The 316-nt window shown below is 42.4% G+C and carries 1 protein-coding gene; it reads left to right on the forward strand.

Annotation, left to right across the window (positions count from 1 at the left end; genetic code table 11):
* Window positions 1–288 (forward strand): NrfD/PsrC family molybdoenzyme membrane anchor subunit (gene nrfD / locus AAEZ02_RS22085; protein ID WP_351125134.1); only part of this gene is annotated, 288 nt, incomplete at its 5' end.
* Window positions 289–316 lie beyond the last annotated feature (28 nt).

Consider the following 316-nt stretch of genomic DNA (forward strand, 5'->3'; position numbering starts at 1 on the left):
CTGTTGGCGCTGGAGTTACTTACCGTGTGTGTGTTCGCCTACTCGATTCGTAACATCAGTATATTCAATGGAATAGACAACCTGTTGTCGATTTCAAGTGATGCCGGTGCTATTTGGTGGATAGGTGCCGTTTTAATCGGATTAATTATTCCATTATTGCTGAATGTAACGTCAATCATTGGCAAGACCGCGGCGTCTCATAGCAAAGAGTATCTGTTAGCTGTGTTGATATTAATAGGCGCATTTTGCTTGCGCTACTCGGTTTTACTCTCTGGTCAGTATTATTAGGAGTCTACGATGCTAGATAGAAGAAGAG

The sequence above is a fragment of the Shewanella sp. T24-MNA-CIBAN-0130 genome, assembly GCF_040310185.1.
In the GTDB taxonomy this organism is placed as follows: domain Bacteria; phylum Pseudomonadota; class Gammaproteobacteria; order Enterobacterales; family Shewanellaceae; genus Shewanella; species Shewanella psychromarinicola.